Annotated in this window: 16 protein-coding genes; 8 read left to right on the forward strand and 8 right to left on the reverse strand. The window is 60.6% G+C overall.

What is annotated here, in order from left to right:
• Positions 1-14 precede the first annotated feature (14 nt).
• Entirely contained in the window at positions 15-224 is a 210-nt protein-coding gene (locus ACFFSY_RS09835) for a hypothetical protein (RefSeq protein WP_377493278.1), read from the forward strand.
• A gap of 586 nt (positions 225-810) precedes the next feature.
• On the opposite strand, the gene ACFFSY_RS09840 is transcribed toward ACFFSY_RS09835, so the two are convergent.
• Positions 811-3,057, reverse strand: coding sequence for a helix-turn-helix domain-containing protein (locus tag ACFFSY_RS09840; protein WP_377493280.1), 2,247 nt, complete (start codon positions 3,055-3,057; stop codon positions 811-813).
• A 127-nt stretch (positions 3,058-3,184) separates the two neighbouring features.
• On the opposite strand from ACFFSY_RS09840, the gene ACFFSY_RS09845 reads away from it, so the two are divergent.
• Positions 3,185-3,871, forward strand: a complete 687-nt coding sequence (locus ACFFSY_RS09845; RefSeq protein ID WP_377493282.1) for a rhamnogalacturonan acetylesterase — start codon at positions 3,185-3,187, stop codon at positions 3,869-3,871.
• 210 nt (positions 3,872-4,081) lie between these two features.
• Here ACFFSY_RS09845 and ACFFSY_RS09850 read toward each other — a convergent pair whose 3' ends face one another.
• The 6 genes from ACFFSY_RS09850 to ACFFSY_RS09875 form a co-directional block, all read right to left on the reverse strand.
• Positions 4,082-4,291: a hypothetical protein gene (locus ACFFSY_RS09850; RefSeq protein ID WP_377493284.1), complete on the reverse strand. Its 210-nt coding sequence runs from the start codon at positions 4,289-4,291 to the stop codon at positions 4,082-4,084.
• A gap of 20 nt (positions 4,292-4,311) precedes the next feature.
• Entirely contained in the window at positions 4,312-5,442 is a 1,131-nt protein-coding gene (locus ACFFSY_RS09855; RefSeq protein ID WP_377493286.1) for a glycoside hydrolase family 53 protein, read from the reverse strand.
• A gap of 315 nt (positions 5,443-5,757) precedes the next feature.
• Positions 5,758-6,324 carry a YdhK family protein gene (locus ACFFSY_RS09860; RefSeq protein WP_377493688.1) on the reverse strand — a complete coding sequence of 189 codons (567 nt, stop codon included), beginning with the start codon at positions 6,322-6,324 and terminating at the stop codon, positions 5,758-5,760.
• Between the two features lie 170 nt (positions 6,325-6,494).
• A complete protein-coding gene (locus ACFFSY_RS09865; RefSeq protein WP_377493288.1) occupies positions 6,495-7,604 on the reverse strand; it encodes a sensor histidine kinase in 1,110 nt (369 codons plus the stop codon).
• Positions 7,601-8,296 (reverse strand): response regulator transcription factor, encoded by a 696-nt coding sequence (locus ACFFSY_RS09870; protein WP_377493290.1) that lies wholly within the window; start codon positions 8,294-8,296, stop codon positions 7,601-7,603. Before ACFFSY_RS09870 ends, ACFFSY_RS09865 begins: the two co-directional genes overlap by 4 nt.
• A gap of 170 nt (positions 8,297-8,466) precedes the next feature.
• Positions 8,467-8,772, reverse strand: a complete 306-nt coding sequence (locus ACFFSY_RS09875) for a hypothetical protein (RefSeq protein WP_377493292.1) — start codon at positions 8,770-8,772, stop codon at positions 8,467-8,469.
• A 148-nt stretch (positions 8,773-8,920) separates the two neighbouring features.
• Here ACFFSY_RS09875 and ACFFSY_RS09880 point away from each other — a divergent pair, with 148 nt between their 5' ends.
• The 6 genes from ACFFSY_RS09880 (at position 8,921) to ACFFSY_RS09905 (ending at position 15,073) form a co-directional block, all read left to right on the forward strand.
• Complete coding sequence (locus tag ACFFSY_RS09880; RefSeq protein ID WP_377493294.1) at positions 8,921-9,592, forward strand: response regulator; 672 nt, start codon at positions 8,921-8,923, stop codon at positions 9,590-9,592.
• Entirely contained in the window at positions 9,582-12,491 is a 2,910-nt protein-coding gene (locus tag ACFFSY_RS09885; protein ID WP_377493690.1) for a response regulator, read from the forward strand. Before ACFFSY_RS09880 ends, ACFFSY_RS09885 begins: the two co-directional genes overlap by 11 nt.
• 15 nt (positions 12,492-12,506) lie before the next feature.
• Positions 12,507-12,959: a sensor histidine kinase gene (locus tag ACFFSY_RS09890; protein ID WP_377493296.1), complete on the forward strand. Its 453-nt coding sequence runs from the start codon at positions 12,507-12,509 to the stop codon at positions 12,957-12,959.
• Positions 12,960-13,120: 161 nt separating this feature from the next.
• The gene (locus tag ACFFSY_RS09895) at positions 13,121-13,591 is read left to right on the forward strand and encodes a DinB family protein (protein WP_377493298.1); all 471 of its coding nucleotides are present in this window, start codon (positions 13,121-13,123) and stop codon (positions 13,589-13,591) included.
• 239 nt (positions 13,592-13,830) lie between these two features.
• The gene (locus ACFFSY_RS09900; protein ID WP_377493300.1) at positions 13,831-14,067 is read left to right on the forward strand and encodes a hypothetical protein; all 237 of its coding nucleotides are present in this window, start codon (positions 13,831-13,833) and stop codon (positions 14,065-14,067) included.
• 13 nt (positions 14,068-14,080) lie between these two features.
• Entirely contained in the window at positions 14,081-15,073 is a 993-nt protein-coding gene (locus ACFFSY_RS09905) for a serine hydrolase domain-containing protein (protein ID WP_377493302.1), read from the forward strand.
• A 61-nt stretch (positions 15,074-15,134) separates the two neighbouring features.
• Here ACFFSY_RS09905 and ACFFSY_RS09910 read toward each other — a convergent pair whose 3' ends face one another.
• Positions 15,135-15,365 carry a DUF3951 domain-containing protein gene (locus tag ACFFSY_RS09910; RefSeq protein ID WP_377493304.1) on the reverse strand — a complete coding sequence of 77 codons (231 nt, stop codon included), beginning with the start codon at positions 15,363-15,365 and terminating at the stop codon, positions 15,135-15,137.
• Positions 15,366-15,385: the final 20 nt, after the last annotated feature.

Raw genomic sequence — 15,385 nt, forward strand, 5'->3', positions numbered from 1 at the left:
GGAGAATGAGCGGCGTGCAGACGAGCAATAACGACCTAGGCGCCGTTATCGGGCGCAACGGCTGCCTGCAGACAAGTTATAGCGACATAGACGTCATTATCGGGAGCACGGACGGCCTGTGGACGAGCAATAGCGACATAGGCGTCGTTATCGGGTGCTCGGACAGCCCGTGGACGAGCAATAGCGACATAGGCGTCGTTATCGAGAGCAACGGCTGCCTGTGACCGGCAATAACGACCTAGGCGTCGTTATCGGGAGCACGGATAGCCTGTGGACAAGCAATAGCGACCATTAGCATCGCTATCGAGGCACGGACGGCCTGCAGACGAGCAAGCCCCTACCACGTCCCGGCGCGCTTAACCTGACTTGCCCCCTCCGCCGAGGGGGCTTCAGGCTTATGCTTCCGAAGCGCGCTTCCTGTGGAAACCGCTCAGGCTCTGCCCTCTGGACTCCCTTTTCGTGCGGACAACATGGGTTGCGGGCGGCGGTTGCGTTCGAATTGGGGCACGCTTTTGTCCTTGCGGACAACGCTAACATAATTGTTGTTAGGGGTGGTCCCGCCCCGTTTAACCTTGCAGTACTGCCTTCCGCCGAGGGGAGCCAGCGTTGACTAAGGGACAAAAACTTTTGTTCGAGCCTTGGGGTGTTATCCTGGAGTGCCTATGCGCTTGATGCGGCTCCGTGCTGACATTCGCTTTCGTCCGCTTCCGCAGACACGCTTTACCTATACACAGGACTACTAGCAAAGGAAAAGCCGCAATCCCCGGTGGATGTGCGGCTTCGTTATGCGGTCGTATGCGCTTGTGTAAGCTAGGAGCTCTGCTGCTCCTTCCGGTACGCGCCTGGCGTCACGTTCTCTTTCTTGCGGAAGGAACGGATGAAGTTCTGCGGATTCTGGTATTGCAGCCGCTCCGCGATGTCCTTCACCGACAGGTCGGTCTCGAGCAGCCACTTCTTAGCCATGTCCAGCCGGTAGTTCATGAGGTACTCGCTGAACGTGATGCCGAACTCCTTGCGGAAAATGCTGCTCAAGTAGTTCGGGTTGTAATGCAGCCGGTCGGCGATCAGCTCGAGCGACAGCTCGCGGTCGTACTCCTCGCGCACGATCGCCGCGACCTGGTCGGAGAGCGAGCGGAATTGGCGGTTCGTCTTCTCCTTCATGCGGCGCACCATCGGCTGGATCGCTTCCTCGATCAGTATCCGCTCGATCTCCTCCGGGTTGCGGATCTGGAGCAGCCGCTGGAACAGCGTCCGGTTGTCCGGCGTCAGCAGCACCTGGATGCCGAGCAGCTGCTCGAGCTGGATCAGGTTATTAACGAAGCGGATGAGCGTCATCTCGAAATCGGCGGAATCCTTGCTCGTCTTCATCATCTCGGCGAGGAACGGATACAGCGCGCGGGAGACGCCCTCCTCGTCGCCCAAGCGGATGGCATCGAACAGCGCGTTCTCCAGCTGGGCCGGGTAATGCAGCACGACGGGACCGGAGACGACGTTCGAGACATCCTCGTAGAAAATGATCGATTCCTTGCCGAGGTTGAGGCGTTGGTGGAGCGCCTGCTTGCCCATCTCGCACGCTTCCTTGCTCCCGAGCGCCAAGTCCTCGTACAGATTCCCGAAGCCAACGCTGACCGACACGTTCAACACATCGCGCGCATGCCGCACGGCGGCCTTGGCCGTGCCGAGCAGCCATCTGCGAATGTCGTCCTCCGATTCCCCGCTGGGCATCAGTATCGTCGCCTGCGTGCTTTCATTAAGGACGATCGGGATGAGACGCTGCTCCGGCGGCACGATCTCCGCAATCAGTTTGCTCAGGCCAAGCAGGAGCATGTCCTTATCGGCGGCATCCCGCCCGCCGTAGCTGTCGAGCTGGATCAGCATGACCGTGTAACGGCAGCCCGGCTCCGGCCGGTACCCGAAGCGATGCAGCTGATGTCCGAGCTCCTCGGGGGCGACGCGCCCGCGCAGCAGATTCAGCGCGAACTGCGTCTCCAGCTTCGGCATCTCGGATTCGATCATCTGCGCAAGACCCTGCTTCTCATCGAGAATGGCGTCGATCGAGCCGATGATCCAATCAATCTCGTTCGACCGGGGGCCCGGGGCCGCAGCCGGCAGACGACGCTGGATGCGGCGAATCGAATTAGCGAAGTAATACGAGATGAAATACGCCACGACGGCGATAAGCGCCGAGATGATCAGCCCCATGACGATCAGGCCGTATCGGGTCGTCCGCAGCGCCTCCGTCGTCTCGTCAGGCGCAAGCGGCGTCGCGTAGATCCAATTGTTATAGTCGGAACGGGCGTAGACGATGCTGGTCGCCTTCCCCTCGCCGGCGCTCAACCGGGTGAGACCGCTCCGCTCGGCCCCGCTCTCCGCGGCAGCGGCTGCAAGTCCGGTCAGCTGCGCCGCAGGGAGGCCGAGCGCGCGATTCTCGTACAGCAGCTCGCCCTGACTGTTCAGGATGAGGACCGCGGCATCGTCGTCCGTCCGCAGGATGCGATTGAGTCCGGCGAGCGACAAGTCCGCCAGCGCGATCGCTTCTTTCTTGTTCGAGAACGACGGCAGCGAATAGACGAACCGGAGCCCCTCGTCCGTGCGCTGCCAGAACAGGCCTCGCGGATGATTGCCAATATAGGATGCCGTCAGCTCTTCGCGCTTGGCCGCGGACAGCTGCGACAGCTTGCCGCTGGCAATTTCCCAGTTCTGCACGAGGCTAATCAACGTATATTTGGCGCCCTCCAGTCCCATCGAGGCGATATAATTCAGCTGCGTATTGACGCTCCGGTAAGCCTCGAAATCCTTCTCCGTGATCGGATTCTCGATGACGTCACGGAAGGAGCTGGTCGTGCTATAGGTACTGAAAGCGTATTCAATTGTTTTGATTTTTTGCTCCAGACTGTTCTTCGTCTGGGTGATGAACGCTTGTTTGCTTACGGCGACCCGTTCCAGGACGGATTGCTTCGTCGTCATGTAGATATAGGTACCGAAGCTAGCCACGAGGCCGATGCCTAATATGAGAATGGAAACGAATATGCGGGTAAACGTGGTTCCTCTCTTCATCGCGAACTCCTTTGCCGCCAAATATTTGGGCCTTGCCCCATTATATAGGCTGATTTAAGCTTTTGACAAATAGATTAACATGCGTACTATCTATTCTATCTCGTCTTCCGAGGAGGTTTGTTCAGAGATGCTTAACCTCTATATTGCAGGAGATTCCACCGCCGCGCAGAAGGGCGGCGGCGAGAAGCCGATGGCGGGCTGGGGCGAATTCCTGCCCTTCCGCTTCCGTTCCGGGGTGACCGTGCGCAACTGGGCGATCAACGGCAGAAGCACCAAATCGTTCATTGCTGAGGGCCGGCTTGCGGCGATTGCGCGCGAGATCGTGCCGGGCGACTATTGGTTCATCCAGTTCGGCCATAACGACGGCAAGCGCGAGGATCCGTCGCGCTATTGCGACCAAGACGACTATCGCGCCAACCTGAGCAGGTTCGTCACCGCCGCGCGCGAGGCGGGAGCCATCCCCGTGCTGCTTACCCCCGTCAGCCGCCGACGGTTCGCGCCGGACGGAAGTCCCGATCCGCTCGCCGTCGGCCCTTATCCGGAAGCGATGCGCGAAGCGGCCGCGGAGCTCGACGTACCGCTGCTCGACCTGTTCGCGCGTTCGCAGCAGTTGTATGCGGAGACCGGCGTCGAGGCGTCCAAATCGCTGTTCGTCCACCTGGCTCCCGGCGAGCATCCCAATTATCCGGACGGTCTGACGGACGATACCCACTTCTCCGAGCTAGGCGCCCAAGCGATTGCCCGGCTCGCGGCGGATGAGATTCGCTGTCATCCGGCTCTTGGGGCGCTGGCGGCGCAGATGCTGCGGGAATAGACGGACGCTGCACTGCCAGCAAGAGCGGTGAACCCCACAACGTTAGCTACGCGATCCACACGGGCTGATATCAGACATAAGTGATGATGCTCGCTCAAGCTGCGCGGCATGGACGTATGCCAGTGCCGCCCCTTCCGCGCTCTATCGTTTTGAAGCACGGCATACCAAAAAGGCTGCCCGCGGCAGCCTTTTGTTTTCGACCTATTGTTATTATCCGACCTTCGGTATCCAATACTCGTACGCAGCCGCAGAACCGCCCGCTTCCCCGCTATTGTCTTCGATTCCTTCGCAGCCTTGGTCAGCATGTCGCCAATCGACGCATGCAGCACGAGATCCGCATAGCCGCCTAAGCGGCGTCATGTTGGGGTAGACGATGACGAGTTTCGCCCCGTGCCGCTTGGCAAGCAGCTCGCTCAGCATCGCGTTCCCCTCTTGCTTCATTAAAACCGCGTGAAGACGTTCAACGATTCAAGCGCGTTGCCTTCGAAATCGAACAAGCCCTGGTTGCCCCAATGGTTGCCCATGGCGCCAACGTCGTTGCCGTATTCCATGCCGGGCAGGCTCGCCCAGCTCGTGCCTTCGAGCGGCAGCCACGCCGGCTCCCAGTAGACGATGCCGAGTCCGCGGCCGCCGGGCACGCTCCGCACCGTCGTCATGAGATCGGACAGGAAACGCGCCTGCCCTTCCACCGTCGCCGGATAGCCGCCGATGCGCGTCGACTCCTCCGTGAAGATATCCGCTCCGTGCTTGCTGTCGGCCGTGAATCCGTACGCCGTCTCGACGACGAGCACGTCCTTGCCGTAGCGCGCGCTAATGTCAGTCATATTGAAGCTCAGCTCGTCCAAGCTGCCGTGCCAGATCGGATAGTAGGACAAGCCGATGATATCGTAATCGACCTGCCGCGCCTGCATTTCGTCGAACCACGTCCGATAGAGCACGTTGGAGCCGCCCGCGTCGAGATGGAGAATGATGCTGGAATCGCCGGCTTCCCGCGTCGCCCGAATGCCCGCTTGCAGCAAGCGCGCCAGCCGATCGAAGGCGGCTTGCCATTCGTCCGCATCCGTCTCTTCGAACCGCTTCTCCTCAAAATGATACTTCGGCGTCTTGCCCTCCGGCCACAGCATGCCGTTCGTCGTCTCGTTGCCGATCTGCACGAGCTCGGGCAGCGCGCCTTCCGCCTTGAAGCGCGCCAGCACGTCCGCCGTGTAGCGATATACCTGCGCCTCCAGCTCTTCGCCGGTCAACGACGCCCACGCTTTGGGCTTGTATTGTTTCTTCGGGTCGGCCCAAAAATCGCTGTAATGGAAATCCAGCATTACCTGCAAGCCGTGCGCTTTAGCCCGTCCCGCCAGTTCCAGCGTCGTCTCCAGGTCGTTCGTCCCGCCCAGGTATGGCGTGCCGTCTTCCGCGTAAGGGTCGACCCACAAGCGCAGCCGAACGACGTTCAGCCCTTTGATCCGGAGAATATCGAACACATCTTTGCGCTCCCCGTCCAGGTAGTACGCCCCGCCTAAGCTTTCGATCTCCTTTACGATCGAGATATCTGCACCTTTAATGAATGGTTGGCTCATGTTCGTCGTTCCTCCTGCTCGTTAATCAGCCCGGCTGCGATGGCCGAGACAGGCGCTTACTGCTGTCCACTATACAAAAACGCGAGCGGGATCGCAACGCGCGTGGCGAGCTTCTGCCGAAGGGTGCAGCTGCCAGGTGAGACGTTCATGATAGCGGAGATGTCGACATTGCGTTCTCCTCATCATACAACAACCCCCAGATCAATATCGGCGTGGCGAACGGGTATTAAGGACGTCGAATGTTACGAGCCCTTTCATAGCAAAAAAGCCGCTCCGCAAGGAGCAGCCTCTCGTGACTTCGCTTCTGGTATCCGATCATTCAGCGGCGGACTCCAGCTCGTCCTCTGTCATCCATTGGTGGTTTTTGACCGGCGCTCCGCCTGCGGCCGGTACGTAATCGACCATGTATACGGTTGTCGGATTCGCCGAATCAATCACGGCTTCCGCGCCCTGCATCCCTGCCATATGATCGGCCTCCAAGGTCACCTTCGCTCCCGGCTGCAGCGGCACGTCGCCAGCGCCTTGGATCTCTTCCTGAATCACCCACTTGTGATTCTCGACCTTCTCGCCGCCGCTTGTCGGCGTATAGGTTACCGCATAGGCGATCGTGTCGAACGCGCCGACGACCGTCCCTTTGGCGCCTTCCATCCCGGCCATGTGTCCGTCGCGCAGAATTACCGCGGCCCCCTTCTCAAAAGCGGGTTTTGCCGCTTCCTTCAAACCCTCGGGCAGCTTGCCTTCGCTCGTATGATGCATCCCCTCCATCGCTTGCCCATTCGCCGCGCCGCCTGCTTCATTCGACTCCGTCGGTGCGGCGCTTTGCCCGCAGCCGCTCAACGATACGACCGCCGCCAAACCGAGGATCGCCATCCATTTCTTCATCATTGCACGTCCTTTCACGATTCCATTCCTTAGGTACATAGAAGATGGTACCTGCAACTTTTGAAGATCCCGTGAAGACCGGGCATCGAGTCCGGAGTGGGAAGGGCTGGACGCTGAAATGTTAACCGGCGTGTAATGGAATTTCCAAGATGAGCAATTCAAGTTCGCTGCTACAGATATGGCTCCCTGCCTTCGTCCCGGTGGAGCGGCAGACGCACGCGGAAGACGGCGCCGCCATCATTCTCCGCCCACACCTGTCCGCCGTGCGCCGCGACGAGCTTGTGCACGATCGCAAGTCCGATGCCGCTTCCGCCCGATTTGCGCGTCCGCGATTTGTCTCCGCGATAGAAGCGTTCGAATATGTAGGGCAAATCCTCCGAAGGAATCCCCGGTCCGGTATCGCGAAGGTCGACCGTAACCTGTCCGCCTTCCTCCGCCAATTCAATCCGTACTTCGCCGCCCGGCTCGGTATGCGCAAGCGCATTGGTAAGCAGGTTAAGGAGCACCTGCAGCATGCGCGAATCGTCCATGTCCACGCACGCTTCCGAATCCATCCGCACGCGCAGGCCGACGCCCTTCCGGGCATAGGCGGCTTCGGTAATCTCTGCCGCCTTGCCGATGACCGGCGCGAGCGGCTTCGGTTCCAAGCGAAGCCGGAAATCCGGCGCGTCCATCGCATGAAGCTCCTCCAGCTCGGCGACGAGCGCGATCAGCCGCTCGACTTCCTCCGAACAGGCGCGAAGACGCGATGGCGTCGGCTCCCATATACCGTCCTCGAGCGCGATCAGATGGCTCTTCAGCGTGGCTAGCGGCGTCCGCAGCTCATGAGCCACGTCTTGGGACATCGTCAGCCGCAGCTGCTGCTGGACCTGCAGCTGTTCGCCAAGCCCGTTCAGCGACCCCGCCAGCTGCGCGAGCTCGTCCTCGCCTCTGACGCGGACACGCGATCCCCATTCGCCCTTGGCCATGCGCTCCGCCCCCCGCTTCATCTCGACCAGCGGGGCCGAGACCCGCTTGGCCACATAATAGCCGAGCAGCGCCGCGATCGACAGCGCGCCGAGGAACGTCAGCAGGGTCGATTGCATCAACGCTTGTTCGAGGTGGCCGCCGAAGCCGGTCAAGCCGGCCGAATCGGCTGCCGCCCCCTCCGCCGATTGCTGATGCCGATACATCGTCAGATGGTAATGAATGCTCCAGAGCGAACTGACGGTAGAGAGAATCAGAATGACCGCGGCCATCGCGATCAGGACGGCAGCCAGCCGATGATGCAGTCGTCTCAAGGCGATTCCCCTCCCGTGAACCGGTAGCCCGCCCCGAACACCGTCCGGATGAACCGCGGTTGGCGAGGATCGGCTTCGATTTTGTGCCGGATGTTCTTGATATGCTGGTCGACGGTGCGACTGTCCCCTTCGTAATCATAGCCCCATGCCATCTCGATCAACTGTTCCCTCGCGAATATGCGCTGCGGATGCTTCGCCATCGCAAGCAGCAGCTTGTATTCGTTCGGCGTCAGATTGATAAGCTCCCCATGCGCGGTTACCGTCTGCCGCAGCGAATCGATGACGAGCGCGCCGTCCTCGTACACGATCCGGTCCGCCAGCAGCTGCGAATCGTCGGCGCGCCGCAAGATCGCCCGAATCCGGGCCAGCAGCTCCCGGGGGTCGAACGGCTTGGTCACGTAATCGTCCGCGCCGAGCGAGAAGCCTTCGATTCGCTGCTCCTGCGACGCTTTGGCCGTCAGCATGACGACCGGCACGGAACTGGTCCGCCGGATGTGCCGGCATACCGCTTCGCCATCCATGTCCGGCAGCATCAAATCGAGCACGACCGCGTCCACCCGCTCGCTGCCGAGCAGGCGCAGCGCCTCCTGTCCCGTCTCCGCCTCCAGCGCGGCTAGCCCGCCATGCCGAATATAGGACGCGATGACTTCCCGGATTTTGGGCTCGTCCTCCACGATCAGCACCGTTCTCACTTGATTTCCTCCTCTGCCGCGAACAAAGTCACTCCTACTATAACCGAAACATGTGATGAAGTTATGTATAGCGGCGCAAAAAAAACGGAACCGCCGGGATATCCCTTTGGTTCCGTTCCTTCATATGCGTTGTTCGACCACGATCAGCGTTGCCGAGCGGGCCGGCAGCTTCACGGACAGCTCGCCGCCAGCGCCAGTCTGGGCATCGCCGATCGCGCCGAAGCGCGATTTCGATCCAGATCGACGCCCTCGCGGCCGAAGATCGCCTGCGCCTCCGCTTGCGCGATTCCGGCGCTGATGCCGTCGCCATTGCCGAAGTTGTACTTGGTAATCGCCAGCTTCGCTTCCGGCAGGTTCTCCGCGATGAGCTCCTTCATTGCGGGATAAGCCGCACCGGCTCTTGAATCCACGAGTTGTCGATGAAGTTCGGATCGTACATCGATTTCAGCGCCTGGAAGCGGCGCTTCGCGGCTCATCGTATGCGGCCGCCCTGCCGCGCACCAGTGACGCGCTGTCACAACATTTGTCATAGAGGGGTCCGACGTGCTCTCGTCACTATGCGGGCGCGGCATAGTTTGTTAGAATTTGTGCTATCACTTTCACAAACGCAGAGGATGGGTACGGATGATACGAGTATTGATTGCCGACGACCAACGGCTGCTGCGGGACGGCCTGCAGACGATTCTGCAGCTCGAGGACGATCTCGAAGTGGTCGGCGTGTCGGAGAACGGCCAGGAGGCTTGCGAAGCGGTGCGGGAGAAGCGGCCCGACATCGTATTGATGGACATTAAGATGCCGGTGCTGGACGGGATAGAAGCCATGAAGCTGATCAAGCGGGATTATCCGTCCACGGTCGTGCTCATTCTGACGACGTTCGCCGAAGACAAATTCATCGTCGACGCGATGGCCGGCGGCGCGGACGGCTTCCTGCTGAAAGATATGCCTGCCGATAAAGTCGTCCACACCGTGCGGGAAGCGGTCAAAGGACAGCTCATCCTGCCGGCGGCGATCGCCGCCAAGCTGGCCGCGCGCCTCTCCGTACTCTCGGATACGGGCGCCGACGCGTTCGACGAGACCGAGCTGCGCCGCCAGGGCCTAGTCCTGACCGAGCGGGAACGCAAAATCGTCCTGCTCATGATCGAGGGCTACTCCAATCGCCAAATCTCGGCGGCCCTCTTCATGAGCGAAGGAACGGTCCGGAATTATATTAGCGTCGTCTACAACAAGATCGGCACGAACGACCGCAAAACCGCCATCGCCAAGCTGAAGGATTTGCTGCTTGGCGATGCGCTGTAAGCCGATGGGACACATGCGCCGGATCGGAAGAACGGGACTGCTCATGATTTTGGCGGTACTGGGCGGTTGGTTCTTGATCGCGGGAGGCCTAGGCGCGGAAGTCGCGGGGGCCGCGGCAGACAGCCGCACGGATAGCGGCATGACCGATAGCTCGAAGCAGCCCGTAAAGCCGTCGGGCGTGGATTGGGAACAGTACCCGGTCCGATACATGATCAATTGGCAGTTCTACCTCGGAGAGGAGCCCGGTCCGGGCGCGAAGTGGACGCCCTTGGACGAAGCGGCCGGCAAGCGGCTGGCGGATTATAAAGGAACGCTCTGGCTCAAGCGAGAGCTGCCCGAACTGCCGCCTCGCGATCCGTATATGGTTCTGTCCGAATTCAAGCATGCGGAAGTGTTCCTGGACGGCAAGTCCGTCTATGAATTCAATATGCGCAATCCCGATCCGTACATGAACCCGGCCGCCGCGCTGCTGCCGGTTCGCCTGTCGCCGGACGACGCGGGCAAGACGGTGTCGATCAAGCTGCTATGGGACCGCAAGCCGATGCCCTCCTATTGGAACAACCTCGGCGACCGGTTCACGATCTTCAAGTCTTTTATCGCGCGGGAATGGATCCTGCTCGTATACGGCGTCATTTTCTTGATCAGCGGCACCATATCGCTCTTCATGTTCCTCCGTCGCAGACAGGAGCTGCTGTACTTCTGGTTCACGATTCTGACGTACTGCGCCGGCACGGGGATGATCACGCTCATCACCGCCTTGCAGTGGTTCTTCGACGGCATCTACCGGCTCTATTATTTTCGCGACGCGCTGCTGACGATCGGCATCACCGCCAATATCGGGTTCTACACCGTCGCGCTCGGCAAAGAATACCAGCGGACGTACCGCGTGCTGATCGGCGTCATGGGCACGTATTCTCTGGTCACCGTCGCGGCGGCGTTCATCCATCCGGGTTTGTACGTCAGTCTCCTCGTGCAATGGCTGCCTTACGTCATGCTTGCGCTATTCTCCGTCATGACCTACACGCTGGCCCGGTATATCCGCAATCACCGGACGCGGGAGACATTCTGGCTCGGATTCGGGTATGTGTTCCTGCTAATCTTCGGGTTCCTGCACGTGCTGCTTAATTATTTCGCCTTCCTGCAGGACCGCCTCCAATGGCCGCGCTTGCTGCTGGAGCTCAGCCCGCACATGCTCCCGGTCGGCATTCTGCTGTTCCTCTTCTCCCTCGCCATGGTCATCTTCGGCCGCTTCTCCGAGGTGCACCGGCAGCTGCAGCGGTATGCGCGCGAGCTGGCGGCGAAGAACGAGGAGATGGCCGTGTACGATCAGCTGAAGGACGACTTCTTGCGCAATACGTCGCACGAACTGCGCACGCCGCTGCACGGGATCGCCGGTCTGACCGAATCGCTCCTCGACGGGGCGGCCGGCCCGGTCGACGGCCATATGAAGGGCAATCTGCAGCTCATCTTGGACAGCTCGAACCGGCTGCTGCGGCTCGTGAACGACATTCTCGATCTGTACCATATGATGCACCGCGACTTGAAGCTGAAGCCCGAGCCCGTCGATCCGCGCCAAGCGGCCGGCGTCGTCATCGCGGCGCTCACCCCGCTCGCGCGGCGCAAAGGTCTGGCGACGCATGTCGGCATTCCCGAGAACAACGGCCTTGCCGTCCATGCCGATCCGAACCGGCTGGAGCAGATTCTGTATAACCTGATCGGCAACGCGATCCGGTATACGGTTGAAGGCGCCGTTACAGTCGTCGCCGAACCGGCACCCGGCGGCATGGTCACCATCGCCGTCGAAGATACCGGGCCGGGCATCACGCCCGAGCGCATGACGACGCTGTTTCAGCCGTTCGCCGCGGCCGAGAGCAGCTCCGGCGGCGGCACCGGGCTTGGCCTGTCCATCACGAAGCAGCTCGTGGAGATGCAGGGCGGCACGTTCGCGATCGGCCCGCGACCCGGCGGCGGCACGCGGGCGAGCTTCACGCTGCCGGCCGCGCTGGTCTCTCCGGAGCAATCTGCGGCCGAAGGCGCTGCCGCCGCATGGACGGAGCTGGCCTCGCTCGCACCCGAGCCAGCCGCCGTGCTGCCGCTCGCGCCAGCCTTCGACGAAGGCTGGAACGATGCCGCCGCAGGCAGCGAGCCCGGCTCGAACGCGGCCGACGCGCCGAATAACGCGCCGGTTGTCACGTCGCCCCTCCCAGTGACCGCGAATGCTCGCAAGACCAGCGTCGCGCCAATGGACGACACTTTGCATGGCCAGCCTACTATCCTGCTGGTTGACGATGAGCCGATCAACCTGCAAGTGCTGCAGCATTATCTGCGCGGCGAGCCCTATCGGCTCCTCCAAGCCAAGGACGGCCAGGAGGCGCTGCGTCTGCTGGCCGGCGGCGCGAAGCCGAATCTCATCCTGCTCGACGTCATGATGCCGCACCTCACCGGCTACGAGGTGTGCCAGCGCATTCGCGAGCAGTGGTCGCCGAACGAGCTGCCGATCATTCTGCTCTCGGCGCGCAACCGGATCGTCGACATGACGCAAGGCTTCGACGCCGGCGCGAACGATTATATCTCCAAGCCGTTCTCGCAAGGCGAACTGCTGGCGCGCGTCCATATTCAACTGAAGCTGGCGCAGTTCCACCATTCCCTCGAAGAGCAGGTTGTGCTGCGGACCCACGAGCTCGAGGAAGCGAACCGCATTCTCGCAGGCTCCGTCCGCGAGACGGCCGAGGCGCTCACGGAAGTATCGGTGCTCGAAGAGCGCAACCGGATCGCCCATGAAATGCACGACGTCGTCGGGCATACGCTGACGGCCGCGATCGTGCAGCTGGAAGCGGCCAAGAAGCTGTCCGACCGGGATTTCGGCAAGTCGGTCGAACGGCTCGATGTGTCCAAATAGCTCGTACGCAAAGGCTTGGACGAAATTCGCCGCGCCGTGCGCATGCTGAAGGACGAAGGCGCTTCGTTCGATCTGGCCGCGGCGCTGAGCGAGCTCATCCAGGATACCCGCGACAACGCCGGCGTCGCCATCTTGTATCGGCCGGAGCCGCTGCCTCTCCTAAGCGGACTGACGCAGCGCGTCATTTATCACGCGCTCATGGAAGGCATGACCAACGGCATCCGTCACGGCCGCTGCACGGCGTTCGCGTTCGAATTATATGCCGAGGACGGCTGGATCTACTTCGACCTCAGCAACGACGGCGACCCATACGGCACCGCGCGCCCCGGCTTCGGCTTGACGTCGATGATGGAGCGCGTCCACCTGCTCGGCGGCTCCGTCCGCATCGGCTCGCGCAGCGGCGAGGACGCCGGCACGCCCGAAGGCTGCCGGCTGGCAATCTCGCTCCCGTTGTCGGAAGAGCGTTAGCACGATTGCAGAACCGAACGAGACCGGCCGCAGCTGGCCGGGAGCTTGTTCGTTTTTTTTGATTGGCGAGCACTTCGATCGCGTTTTCGGCGTTGGCGGACTCTCTCTTACGTGATACGATCTTTGTAAGTCGATAATAAAGAAGAAGGAGCTGAAGCTTCATGTTAACGATTCGCGCGATGTTCGCGCATATGGATTGGGCGAACCGCCAGCTGCTCGAGACGATGCGGTCCGTTCCGCTCGGGGAAGCCGGCAAGGCCGCACCGCTGCTGTTGCACATGCTCCAAGCGGAGCGGATCTGGCTCACTCGGCTGCAAGGCAAAGACAGCCGGCATCTTCCGCTGTGGGGAGACGACGTGGATATCGACGCATGCGCGGCGCTGATCGAAGCGAACGCGGACGGATTTCGCACCTTCCTGGACACCCTGTCGGAGCATGAGCTTGACGAGACGGTCGCGTACCGCAGCCAAGCCGGCGCGCCGTTCGAGACGACCGTGCGGGACATTCTGATCCATGTCGCGCTGCACGGTCAATACCACCGCGGCCAGATCAACACCGCGCTCCGAGCGGGCGGGTTCGATCCGGCGGCACTGGATTATATTCTGTATGCGAGGTTAGCGGAGAAGGCGTAAGCGTCGCGCGCCAAGGCACGCTTTCGAGGTATAGCGAGAGCTGCCGGGATATGGCGAGTGACGAACAGAAAACGACGATCGCCATATATAGTTGGCGCACGGAGCAGCTGTCGGTAGCTGCTCTTTTCTGTGTGGAATTTTGTTATTAGGGCATTTGATAATTTTTCCATAGCGTGGTACCATTAAATTAGTTATATTGACTTTAGTTACTTTTTTCAAAAAAAGAGAGGTGGAACATAGTGGCAGATCAAGATCCTCGCTTGGGCATTCCCCGCAACGACGGGCAGCTCAGCATCGTGTTCAACAAGGGCGGCGCTCGCACGGGCGCGGGCAGGAAGCGGCTTGGCATTACCAAGAAAACGTCCATAACGCTGCCGGAAGACATTTGGCGTCGGTTGGAGGCGTACTGCACGGAGCATGGCACGACGCAGTCCGAGGCGCTGCGGACGATCATTACCGGCTATTTCAGCGACTGAAGGGGGCTCAACTTTGACGCATCATACAGAAGCGTTCACCCAGTTCCTGCACGACTATGAGCGACGCCATGGTTTTGCTGGAACCGTGTCGGTATCCCGGCATGATGAGATCATCTTCAGTCAGAGCTGCGGGATGGCGAACGATGAACGGGGCATTCTCCACTCCCCATCATCTATGTTCAGAATCGGCTCGATAACGAAATCCTTCACCGCGGCTTCCGTCCTCCGGCTTGCCGACCAGGGGCAGCTGAGCCTTGACGATGCCATCGGCGACTACTTCCCTTCCCAGCGAAGCGGCGAACGTATTACGCTCGGCCACCTGCTATCTCACACTTCCGGCATCGTCAACTATACGGACGATCCGCTCATGCGCGAATGGGCTTCCATGACCTCCACGCCGGAAGAGATATTCGATCGCTTCGCCATCGTCGAACTGCTCTCGCCGCCGGGATCCGCCTTCCATTATTCCAACTCCAATTACGTCCTGCTCGGCATGCTGATTGAACGAATATCTGGTCAACCTTATGCACAATTCCTGCGATCCGCCGTGCTCGCCCCTTTAGGCATGCAGGACACGCAAGTCGAAACGCCCGGCTTCATGGCGGAGAACCGCCTCTGCGGATACGAGCTCGATGCGTCCGGAGCCGTCATACCCGCGCCGTTGTTCGATCCGACTCAAGCTTACGCCGCCGGGAATCTGCTCTCGACCGCGCACGACCTCCGTCTCTGGGACCGGGCGCTGCGTTCGGACCAGTTTCTTGCCCCTGATCTCGCGAGCAGGATGTACAAGCCCGCATTAGCGCAATCTCCTTATGGCTTCGGCTGGTTCGTTCAGGACACGCCCTTCGGCCGGGCGGTGCTTCATGGCGGCGGCATCACGGGCTACGCCTCGATGTTCTTGCGGTTTTTGGACACCGGCATAACCGTCATCGTGCTGAGCAATGTCTCTCGCGATGTGAGTGAACTGAGCAAGCAGCTCGCTATCCTTGCCCACCAGGTCGCATAGAAACGCCCCTCTCCGACACGACCGGCTTGAAACCGGTCCATGCGGGGAAGGGGCATTGCCATCACTTGCGCTTCATTTCGTTCTTGTTCTTATCGTCGCCATGGTCGTCATCGTCGTCGTTGTCCTGTTCTACATCGTGAAATTCGATCTTCGACTGCGCCGTAATGTAATCGAAAGGCGTGTAGTCATTCGAAGGCCATCGTCTATTCCGCAAGGCCTGGATCAGCACGGCTCCGAGTAACAGCATGATGCTGCCCGTAGCCCCGAGTATCATATAAACGCTGAAGTCCATTTGTCCGTCCCCTCTCGGCT

It is taken from the genome of Paenibacillus aurantiacus (assembly GCF_042431225.1).
GTDB lineage: Bacteria > Bacillota > Bacilli > Paenibacillales > Paenibacillaceae > Paenibacillus_Z > Paenibacillus_Z aurantiacus.

Coding starts and splice junctions, on each gene's coding strand:
- ACFFSY_RS09840 (WP_377493280.1), bottom strand. CDS start 3,057: ATGAAGAGAGGAACCACGTTTACCCGCATATTCGTTTCCATTCTCATA.
- ACFFSY_RS09845 (WP_377493282.1), top strand. CDS start 3,185: ATGCTTAACCTCTATATTGCAGGAGATTCCACCGCCGCGCAGAAGGGC.
- ACFFSY_RS09850 (WP_377493284.1), bottom strand. CDS start 4,291: ATGCTGAGCGAGCTGCTTGCCAAGCGGCACGGGGCGAAACTCGTCATC.
- ACFFSY_RS09855 (WP_377493286.1), bottom strand. CDS start 5,442: ATGAGCCAACCATTCATTAAAGGTGCAGATATCTCGATCGTAAAGGAG.
- ACFFSY_RS09860 (WP_377493688.1), bottom strand. CDS start 6,324: ATGAAGAAATGGATGGCGATCCTCGGTTTGGCGGCGGTCGTATCGTTG.
- ACFFSY_RS09875 (WP_377493292.1), bottom strand. CDS start 8,772: ATGAGCCGCGAAGCGCCGCTTCCAGGCGCTGAAATCGATGTACGATCC.
- ACFFSY_RS09880 (WP_377493294.1), top strand. CDS start 8,921: ATGATACGAGTATTGATTGCCGACGACCAACGGCTGCTGCGGGACGGC.
- ACFFSY_RS09885 (WP_377493690.1), top strand. CDS start 9,582: ATGCGCTGTAAGCCGATGGGACACATGCGCCGGATCGGAAGAACGGGA.
- ACFFSY_RS09895 (WP_377493298.1), top strand. CDS start 13,121: ATGTTAACGATTCGCGCGATGTTCGCGCATATGGATTGGGCGAACCGC.
- ACFFSY_RS09910 (WP_377493304.1), bottom strand. CDS start 15,365: ATGGACTTCAGCGTTTATATGATACTCGGGGCTACGGGCAGCATCATG.